At 64.2% G+C, this 8,422-nt stretch carries 2 protein-coding genes; both read right to left on the bottom strand.

Features of this window, described 5'->3' with window-relative positions:
- Positions 1 to 37 precede the first annotated feature (37 nt).
- On the bottom strand, positions 38 to 6,529 hold the full coding sequence (locus VXL81_RS03960; RefSeq protein WP_416553012.1) for a type I polyketide synthase: 6,492 nt from the start codon (positions 6,527 to 6,529) through the stop codon (positions 38 to 40).
- Positions 6,530 to 6,795: 266 nt separating this feature from the next.
- Complete coding sequence (locus tag VXL81_RS03955) at positions 6,796 to 8,259, bottom strand: hypothetical protein (RefSeq protein WP_416553010.1); 1,464 nt, start codon at positions 8,257 to 8,259, stop codon at positions 6,796 to 6,798.
- Between the last annotated feature and the right edge of the window lie 163 nt (positions 8,260 to 8,422).

Here is an 8,422-nt window from a genome sequence, read left to right as displayed (position 1 = left end):
GTCTCCGTCTGCTGTGGGGCGGGGCTGTCGGTCATGGTCATTCTGCCGCCTTTGGCGCGCTTTGGCGCAGCGCGGCGGCGTCGGCTGCATCAAGCCGCGCCTTGACCTCGCCTGCCAGCACGCTGACGTTGGGCACCAGCACCATGCTGTCGTGATCACCCGGCACCTCGACGACCTCGATCGCTGGCGCCCAGCGGGTCCAGTCGTTGTCGTCGTAGACATATTCGCGCTCGCGGCTGACCCAGTTCCCTGCCGAGACCTGCCAATGGCGATCAAGCGGCGGGCGGAACAATGTGAGAGGTCCGCTCCACGGGCGCAGCTCATAGGCGGGCAAGGCGGCGCGGAAGGCCAGTTCGACCTTGCGGTTGTTGAACACCGGTGCGCTGCTGTCATCGCTGGCGGCATACCGGCGTTTTTCGATCTCCCAGGCGATGCGATTGCCGATCCATTCGCCCAGATACCCGATGCCCTTGCGGCGCAGCTCGGCCCATTTGATCAGCGCCTTGTCGCGGTGGTTCAGCTCAGGTCGCATCGGCAACGGTGTGTCCAGCAGGATCAGCGCGGCGGTGTCTTCGCCGCAGGCGCGCAATTGCTGGGCCATTTCATAGGCGGTCAGCCCGCCGCCGGAAAACCCGCCCAATAGATAAGGCCCCTCCGGCTGGATGCTGCGGATTTCGGCGAGATAGTCGCGCGCTGCCGCATCAAGCCGGTCATGCGGGGCGTCGTCGCCGATCAGGCCACGGGCCTGCAGCCCGTAGACCGGGCGGTCCTTGCCAACCATCAGCGCCAGATGGCGCAGGTTCAGAACGTTGCCGAACATGCCGGCCACCAGAAAGAAAGGCCGTCGCCCGGTGCCATCGCCGGGGTGGAGCTGCACCAGATGGGTATATGTCGGCGTCTCGGCCTGGGGCGTGCCTGTGTGGTCGGCAGAGGTTTCGGTGGTGAGGCCGCCGCCGGTGCGGGCGATCACCAGTTCGGCGAGCCTCGCGACGGAGGGGGCCTCAAACAGGGTGGAAATCGCCAGATCGACTCCAAAGCTGCGCTTGATCTGTGCAAAGAGCCGGACCGCGACAAGGGAATGGCCGCCAAGGTCGAAGAAGCTGTCGTCGACCCCGACCTGCGCCACCCCAAGCAGCCGGGCAAACTGCGCCGCGATCTCCTCCTCAACCGCGTTGCGCGGGGCGAGGTAGTCGGTGTCGAGCTGTGGCCGTTCAAAGCTCTGGCTGTCCTCGCGCGCTTGCTGCGGAGGCTGATCGGCCTGTGCCATCAGATCCGGCAGCGCGAGGGAGGATACCACCACCTGCGACAGGCCAGTCGCCAGCGCCCGGCGCAGCGCGTCCGGGCCTTCTTCGGCGCGGATGCCCTGGCTGATATTGCGATGCAGTCGGCGTTCCTCGGGCGACAGCGGCTGTGCGCCCGGCGATGCGGCCAGCCCCAGATCCGCGCCGCTGGCGTCTGCTCCCTCTGCCGGGGCCAGTTTGGTTGCACCGGGCAGCTGCTGCATCTGAAAGCCCCGGACCTCAACCAGCACGGTGCCATCTTCGGTGGTCAGGGTGATGTCGAACCGGGCACTGGTCGCATCGCTGTCCATCAGCCGCATATGGCTGAGCACGTCGCAGGGCAGCGGAGCAAAGACCTCGATACCGTCATAGGACACCGGCACCCAGAGCGCGGCACCGCGATAGGCGGGAATCAGGTCAATCGCCCATCCGGTGGCAAGATCCATCAGGCCGGGTGGCAGCAGCGTGCCGTCCTTGGCGGCGATGGCCGGCAGTTGCAGCCGGGCAATGCCTTCGCCCGTCCCCTGTCGCATCTGTTGCAGGACATGCCAGCGCGGGCCGAACTTCAGATGCGCCTCCTGTGGTGTCCGTAGCCGTTCGCGCTTGGTACAGGGTGACGTTTCGATGGCCACCGGTAGCAGATCGGGCAGGGGGTGCCGACCGGGCTGCCGCGCCGCGATATCCGTCTCCAGCAGCGCCTGAACATGCAGGGCATAGCCCTCCGCCGTGCGGCTGTAGACGGCAAACTCATAACCGCGCTCGACCGGCAGCAGCCGCACGACCATATCGCAGGCGGCTGTCTCCGAGACCACGAGCGGGCGCAGGAAATAGAGATCACGCAGGGCAAAAGGCGCCTCATGCCCCAGTTCGGCAAGTGCCTCGGCGGCATATTCGATATAGCCGGTGCCGGGGATCAATGCAGTGCCATCCTTGGTGCGGTGTTCATCAAGGATCCACTGGTCGCTGCTCAGCCGACGATGAAACAGCACCCCGCCATCCGGGGCAAACTGGCGTCTGTCAAACAACGGCTGATCACAGGGGATCGGATCATCACCGGCCTCCTGCTGGCGGGCGCCAATGGCATCTGCCGCCATGCCGACATCTGCCCAGACCCCCCAATCGACGGCAACGACACGGGTTGTGTTGCCCGCAGCCCCGGCACCGGTGCGGTGCTTGGCAAAGGCGTTGAGATATTCATTCGCGGCGACGTAATCGACCTGGCCGATCGGGCGCGTCACCGTCGAGGAGGAGGAGAACAGCACCATCAGCTCCAGCGTGTCGGTGCCGAAAATGGCGTCCAGTACCCGCAACCCGCTGACTTTCGGGGCGAGCACCTGGGAAATGTCGTCCTCGGTCTTGGCCAGAACCGGCGCGTCATTGATCTGGCCTGCGCCATGGATGACACCGGTGATTGGGCCAAAGGCGGTCTCGGCCTTGGCGACGGCGGCGCGCATCTGTTCGCTGTTGCAGACATCGGCTGCCAGCGGCAAGACCCGGCCCCTGCCAATGGCGTCCAATGCCATCACGGCGCGGATGCGCTGGGCGGTTGTATTGGCCGGGCTGTGGCGGTTCAGATAGCTGTCCCACTGGTCACGCGGGGGCAGGCCACCGCGCGAGATCAGCACCACATTGGCGCCATAGCTCTGCATCAGATCCGCGGCGATGGTGCGTCCGATGCCGCCGTAGCCGCCGGTGATCAGATAGGTGCCACCCTCGCGGAAGCCGGGGAGTGACGATGTGATCTGATCCTCCTCCGACAGCTCCACAGGGCGCCACCGCAGGGTGTAGCGCTTGTCACCACGCCAGAGTGCGGTGTCATTTGCAGGCTCCGCCAGCAGCTCCTCCAGCAGGCGATCCGCAATCGACGCGGGCTGGTCCTCCGCCAGCCAGCGCCGCAGCCCACCGGGGCGGCGCGGCAGTTCGATATCGACTGTGGCGCAGGTGAGGCCGGGAATTTCGCGCGGCAGCACACCGGCAGGGCCCGCGATCATCGCCTTTTCGGGGTAGGGCAGCGGTTCGTCGCGCAGCTGGGCCGCGCCGGTGGTGAACACTGTCATATGCAGTGGCTGCGGTAGGTCGATCTGGGCCAGAGCCTGCCCCAGCGCGGTCAGCGCATAAAATCCCATCTCCAGATTGCGATCAAAGAAGGAGGCGCCGGGCCGGAAGGTCTCGCCCTCGGTCACCAGCCAGAAATGGCCGATACGGCTGGGCAGAAGATCGGCCAGCGCCAGATCGGCAAGCAGCGCATCGTAGCCCGCGCGCCCCTGTTCGGGCGCCAGCATATAGCGGGTCTCGCTCAGTTGCGCATAGGTGTCGCCGGGGCGCACCCGCACCACCCGGTGGCCAGCCTGATCCAGCCTTGCGGCCAGTTCAGAGCAGAGTCCGGCGTCGTCTTCAAACAGCAACCAGGTTTCGGGCTGCTGATCCAGTTCGCCGGTGACGTCCAGATCGCAGCTTGCCAATGCGGGCCGCCAGCTGGGGCGCGATCCCCAGTGCGACAGCTGGTCGTGGCGGGCCGGGGTGATGATGGCAGCCTCGGCGCGGGCCGGGGCCGCGGGCTCGATGAAATAGCGGCTGCGCTGAAACGCATAGGTTGGCAGCGGCAGGCGCTGACGCCGTGCATCGCCCCAGATCTGATCCCAATCGGCGTCCAGCCCGCAGGCCCAGAGCCGTCCGATCACCCCAAAGAAATAGGCATCATCCGCCATCATCTGCTCGGGATGGCGCAATGAGCTGAGCACCTGACCGGGTTTGATCTTCGGCGCCATCTGCGCCAGCGAGGACAGCGCCTTACCGGGGCCGACCTCCAGATAGATCCGGTTCGGCACGTCAGCCAGCGTATCAAGACAGGCGGCAAACATGACCGTATTGCGCAGCTGGGCAACCCAGTATTCGGGATCGGTGGCCTCGGCGTCGGTCAGGATCTGGCCGCTGCGGTTCGACAGGATCGGGCGTCCCGGTGCTGTCAGGGTCAACCCGCGCAGGAACTGGCGGTATTCATCCAGAATGCCCTCCAGCATCCGGCTATGGGCGGCAATATCAATCTGGATCCGCTGGTGATCCACCTCATCGGCGGTGAGCTGAGCCGCAAGCGCATCCAGCGCCTCCTGCGGGCCGGACACGGCAGTGAGGCGTGGGGCATTGACGCTGGCGATGTCCAGATCCGGCGAAAGCCGGGCCTCAACCTCGTCCAGCGGCAGGGAAATCGACAGCATCCCGCCGGCGGGCACCTTGTCGAACAGCCGTCCGCGCAGCAGCACCAGATCGATGCAATCCTCAAACGACAGCACACCGGCCAGACAGGCGGCGGTGTTTTCACCCATCGAATGTCCCACCAGCGCGGCAGGGCGGATGCCCCAGCTGATCCAGAGCTGCGCCAGCGCAAATTCCACGATCATGATCAGCGGCAATTGCACCGACGGCTGTTGCAGCCGGGCATTGGCGGCGTCTTCTTCCCCCGGTTCCGGCAGCCACAGCGCGCGGATGTCATAGTCCAGCTGCGCCTGAAGGTGGTCGAGGCCCCGGTCCATCCAATCGGCAAAGACAGGCTCGGTTTCGTAGAGATCCCGCGCCATACCCGCATATTGCGCGCCGCCGCCGGGGAACATGAAAACCACCTCCGGCGGACGGTCGGCGCTGTCGTGGTCAAACACGCGTCTGGGGTCGCCCGCCTCAAGCAGCGCGGCGGCCTCCTCGGCGGTTTCGGCCACCAGGGTGCGACGCTTGGCAAAGCTGCGGCGGCCCTCCTTCAGCGTATAGGCCACATCGGCCAGAGGCAGATCCGGGTTCGCGCGCAGATGCGCGGCCAGGGCACTGGCATTGGCATTCAGCGCGGCCTTCGAATGGCCCGAGAGGCAGAGCACCTGAAACGGAAAATCGCTGTCCTCCGGTGCGGGGCGGGGTGCGGCCTGTTCCAGCACGACATGGGCATTGGTGCCGCCCACCCCGAGGGCGTTGACCGCAGCGCGGCGCGGTCCCTTGGCCGAGGTCCAGTCTCGCAACCGGTCATTGACCACAAAAGGCGCGGTTTCAAAATCAATCGCCGGATTGGGTGCCTCATAGCCGAGGCTGGGCGGGATCTGACCATGATGCAGCGACAAGGCGGTCTTGATCAGCCCGGCGACGCCGGCGGCGGTATCCAGATGGCCGATATTGGTCTTGACCGATCCGATACGGCAGTAACCCACGGCGGCGGTGGTTTCGCGGTAGGCTTCGGTCAGCGCGGTGACCTCGATCGGGTCACCAAGATAGGTGCCAGTGCCGTGGCATTCGACATAGTCGATGGTGTCCGGCGGGGTCTTGGCGGCGCGCAGCGCCTGTCGCACGGCGCTGGCTTGCCCCTCGACCGAGGGGGCCAGATAGCCGGCCTTGTCGGCGCCATCATTGTTGATCGCAGAGCCTTTGATCACCGCCCAGATATGATCGCCATCGGCCAGCGCATCTTCCAGCCTGCGCAGGGCAACCGCTCCGGCACCGGAGCCAAAGACCGTGCCCTGTGCGCGGTGGTCAAAGGCGTGGCAGTGGCCGTCGGGCGACAGGATCTCGTTTTCCTTGAACAGGTAGCCGCGGCCCTGTGGCAGTTCGATGGTGACGCCGCCGGCAAGAGCCATGTCGCAGTCGCCCTCGCGCAGGGCCTTGCTGGCATAATGCACCGCCACCAGCGAGGTGGAGCAGGCCGTCTGAATGTTGACCGATGGTCCCTTCAGATCAAAGACATGGCTGACGCGGGTCGACAGGAAATCCTTGTCGTTGCCGGTATGGCGCAGCAGGAACATGCCCACGTCATCCACCAGCGGTTTATTGGAGCAGATGTTGAAGTAGAAATAGCTGCCCATGCCGCAGCCCGCATAAACCCCGATGGGGCCGTTCAGGCTTTCGGGCGGGTGACCTGCATCCTCCATCGCGCCCCAGGCGACTTCGAGGAATTTGCGGTGCTGAGGGTCGAGAATGGCCGCCTCTTTTGGGCTGAAGCCAAAGAACTCGGCGTCAAATTCGGCGTAGCCGTCCAGCGCAGCGGTAGCGGCGACGTAATTGGGGTCGGACAGCGTCTCGGGGTCTTCGCCTGCGGCCAGCAGATCCTGTTCGCTGACGGGTTTGATCGATTCCACACCGTCACGCAGGTTTTGCCAGAACGCTTGCGGCGACTGCGCTCCCGGCACGCAGAGCGACATGCCGACAATGGCGATATCGCCGCTGTAGCGTGACGCGTCAAACGGAGTGCGATCTGTGGTTTTCGCGGATGTTTTCAATTGCCCCAATCGTCCTCAACCCATGTGTCCGAAACAAGAGCCTTGCCCGAACGTAACCCTAACCAATCAACAACACTGACCCTGCGAGCGCAAAGGTCTTGCAACAGTGGCACGAATTGGTCCCCAATCTGTGAACAGGGCGTGCGCCCGCTGGCCCCCAAGCCGACGGATTACCCTGTGCGCAGTGTGAACCCTGCAAAATATATACGGTATCGATAGGGACAGATTGTGTCCAATTCGGCCTGAATTGCGAAGAGAATGCGGCATCACAGCACACTGCGCCGTGCCTTGGCCAGCGGCGCGGTGGCGAGCGCCTGATGGCCGTCGAACAGCTGCCGCTTTGGCGTGAACAGGCCGGGGTATCGCAGGCGCTCAGCATAGCCAAGCACCGACCCGGCACAGAGCCATGTCACCGGGGTCAGCGTCGCGTTCAGCAGCATATCGACCAGCGTCGCCGCCAGCATCAGCGCCAGAGGCGCGGCAAAGGGCGACAGTGTTGCAGCCGCATGGCGGCGCATCTGTTGCCACAGCAGCACCAAGGGCCCGGCCAGAAGGCCCATCTCCGCGATATAGCCAACCCAGCCAAAGGTACCAAAGACAAGGATCCAGCGACCGTCCGGGATCGATTCGATCTCTCCACTTTCGAGGTTGCGTACCAGATTGCGCCCCCAGCCGCCCCAGCCGAACCAGGGTTTGTCGGCGGCGCGATCCAGCATCAGCGCCTCATTGGTGAACCGAAAGCCCAGCGATTGCGCCCGTTCGGGACTGAAGGCCTGCGCCTGCGCAAGGATGGCATCCACGGGCACCAGCCCAAGGTTGCGCAGCATCGGATAGACAATCGCCACCACCCCCAATGCCAGCGCCAGCCGCATCTGCATCCGGTAGGAAGCCATCGCCACAAAGGGTGTGAAGATCAGGCCATAGACCAGCGAGGCGATGCTCTTGCACAGGATCAGCACCGCAAAAAGGTAAATCGCCGCCATGGTATAGCGTCGCTTGTCCGGGCCTTCGGCACTCCGGGCCAGCGATGTTGCGGCCATCACTGACATCAGCACGAACAGCGCCAGCCACAGACTATGGGGCAGGAATACAATCGGTCGGAACCCGCCCTGACGCATGGTCTGGCTGAAATCATGCTGAAAGAATCCATAAACCCAGGTGTTGATCTGCGGGCTGAACCGGACTTCGAGCAGCGAAGGTATCGAATAGATCAGCCCGGCCACCATCAGCACCATCACCAGCTGCCGCTGCTGGTCGGGATGTGAGAGGTAGCGGCGCGCCAGAAAGAATGGCAGCAAGACGATCAACTGGTTGATCATCACCGATCCGAGGTCGCGCCAGCGCAGCCCGGGCAGGGCATAGGTCGGAAAGACGATGGGTTCGGCGTTTTCAAGAACGCGGAACACGATCGGGTCACCATTGGTCAGCACGGTTGCAATGACCGAACCGAGAAAGAGAGCCACAAGCGCCCGCATCACCGGATGGCGGGGCCAGATCTCCACCCGCTTACGCAGGATATAGACACAGATCACAAAAGCGACGACGGCCGGAATGGAATCCTTGTCCATATCCGGGACCAATGGCAGGTCGAACACCGCAAGCGGTGGCAGGAACAGATAGCCGCCGATGACGCACCAAAGAATAGCCTGCTGCAACGGCAGACGCCGAAACAGTTTGTATGCGATCACCGGCCAGGCGATCAGCATAAGATAGGCCAAAGCATTTGGCATCGCGTGCGGCCCTGCGCTCCTGTATTTGCCCCCGTGACCATGAGTTTAGCCCCAGATGTCTGCGCTGTCGCCCGCATTCGTATTCTGAGGTAAACTCTTGAAACAGATTCAAGGCCATGTGATCGAAGAGGGGCGTCGCTTCTGGCGCATGAGGGGGGATGCG

The organism is Phaeobacter sp. JH204B (genome assembly GCF_048055755.1).
Lineage (GTDB): Bacteria > Pseudomonadota > Alphaproteobacteria > Rhodobacterales > Rhodobacteraceae > Phaeobacter > Phaeobacter bryozoorum.
This window is presented reverse-complemented; position numbering and strand designations above follow the sequence as displayed.

What these genes read in the sequence shown, in the direction of transcription:
- VXL81_RS03955 (WP_416553010.1), bottom strand. Translation starts at nt 8,259, where the DNA reads ATGCCAAATGCTTTGGCCTATCTTATGCTGATCGCCTGGCCGGTGATC.